Origin of the sequence: Psychrobacter sp. GP33, assembly GCF_014119005.1 — a bacterium.
Classification (GTDB): domain Bacteria; phylum Pseudomonadota; class Gammaproteobacteria; order Pseudomonadales; family Moraxellaceae; genus Psychrobacter.
The window spans coordinates 1-2,172 of the sequence record NZ_JACGYX010000023.1; the positions used below are offsets into that span (position 1 = coordinate 1).

Genomic DNA, 2,172 nt, shown 5'->3' on the forward strand with positions numbered 1-2,172 from the left:
GTTTTTTCTTTATTTTTCTTTATCTTAAACTTAAATGTAAATCCTGTAATCACTCGCCCTTGTTTATGCTGTTCATATTGAGCAGTAATATCAGTGTGTTCATTAATTTGGCTAATCGCTGAGTCTAGAACCCGTCTTTTAAAAGCCTCCAATCTAGAATACTCATCAATTAAGCCTAAATTATTGCGCAACTCATCAAGGGTTACCGTAACTTTTTCAATACTCCTCCAACTTACTAGAATTTCATATAGTCTTGTAGCATAAGTATTTAGATCTTTTACCTGCTCAAGCTCGTAACTCGTAAAATTCTTTTCCAATCGAGTGATTAGAGGCACTACTTCAGGAGCAAAGCGCAGTTTCACTACTCCTGCTCCTTCAACATAAGAAATACCGCTTACCCAACGCACTACCCTTTTCTCAGGTTTATTACGTTTTTCATCATGTACCGTGTAAGTTACTTGTCTATTAAAAAGAGCTTGTGTAGCTTCTGACAACATGGAATAAGCGTTATTTATGTCTATGTCAAAACGATCTGCATAGTGCTGAGCGTGAACCTCTAAAAACGTATCCGTATCAATCCCTTGACCCGTCTCTCTTGCTTCAACGATTGCAAGCAACATTATCCTTTGCTCAACTAAGCCAAGTGAGTAACTAGCGTTAATCAATGAGTTATCTTTAACCACCAATTTCATAAACACCTCTAAGTTTTAGATTGGGTAGATAATCACATACAAATACTAGATAAGCAACTTATTATTAATTGTTGCTTTATAGCAGGGTAAACGTTGCTTTATGGCTTCTGCACCTCTTTACCAGCAAGGGTTACAGCGAACGTAAAAGCTTTTAAAAGTATTTAAAAACATTAAAAACCCTTTTGGTTGTGGATAACTTAAAGGATAAGAAATGAAGTTAATTGAAAACCAATAAATATTCATTCTTTATTCCTCACTGTTTAATTAATATATGGTGAACATCAACATTAATTGGGGTCAACATATAGCCATAGAAGCTTACATTAACCGTTTAACAGGGTTTAAAACTAATTTACCTAGTTACGTACCAAATGAACTTTATGACCTTAGAGAGAGCAAGATAGGATAGTTTTAATCTCATTAAACTAGTAACCCATGCAATAGTTCCCAATTATTTTAAAAAATTCGTTTTTTCAAATAATTAATCAAATGATTTTTTTATCCTGTATTTTAAGTTATCCACAACCAAAAGGGTTTTTAATGTTTTTAAATACTTTTAAAAGCTTTTACGTCCGCTGTAACCCTTGCTGGTAAAGAGGTGCAGAAGCCATAAAGCAACGTCTTACGACCCTTAAAGCAACGTCTTACGACCCTTAAAGCAACGTCTTACGACCCTTAAAGCAACGTCTTACGACCATAAAGCAACTAAATTTAATAAAAATTGCTTTAACAACTTTGAATAAGTATAGTTGCTTTAATTTTGTCGAGAAGACTATATGTGTAAGCAGTTAATTACTAAAGATAACTCTTTAATTGGTGCAAGTTATAGCTTAGGAATAGTCGAACAACGCTTAATCTTTCTAGCAATTATTGAGGCAAGGGAACAGAAAACATTAATAGAAGCAGGAGGACTTTTACGAATTTACGCACAAAGCTATGCTAAACAATTTGATGTGAAAAAACATACATCATACGAGGCGATGAAAAGAGCGGTAGAAGGATTATATGAGGCAGGTTTTACTTATAGTAAGATAGATGAACGTTCGGGAAAGATAGGACATTACAAAAGCCGTTGGGTTGATAAAATAGGTTATATCGATGATTTAGGTTGTGTTGAGTTGGTATTTGCGAGTGATGTAATTCCTTTGATTACTAGGCTTGAAGCACGTTATACGGAATACGAGTTGAAACAGGTTGTAGGCTTGCAAAGTGAATATGCAATAAGGCTTTATGAGTTGATTATTCAATGGCGAGCAGTAGGCAAAACAAATCAGATATCGCTTGCAGAATTACGCGGAAAACTGGGATTGGTAGATGAATACCAAAGAATAGAAGCTTTTAAGAGACGGGTCTTGGCTCTAGCAATTGGTCAAATTAATGAGTACACGGATATTAATGTTGAATATGAGCAGCATAAACAAGGGCGAGTGATTACAGGATTTACATTTAAGTTTAAGATAAAGAAAAATAAAGAAAAAAT

General features: G+C 34.4%; 2 protein-coding genes. One reads left to right on the top strand and one right to left on the bottom strand.

Annotated elements, in window-relative coordinates:
• Positions 1-692, bottom strand: a 692-nt coding sequence (repM, locus tag H2245_RS11960; RefSeq protein ID WP_182407636.1) for a replication initiation protein RepM, incomplete at its 3' end; no start/stop codon positions are given.
• A gap of 776 nt (positions 693-1,468) precedes the next feature.
• Between repM (H2245_RS11960) and repM (H2245_RS11965) the strand changes: the two genes are divergently transcribed.
• Positions 1,469-2,172: replication initiation protein RepM (repM, locus tag H2245_RS11965; RefSeq protein WP_182407637.1), on the top strand; the 704-nt coding region annotated here is incomplete at its 3' end.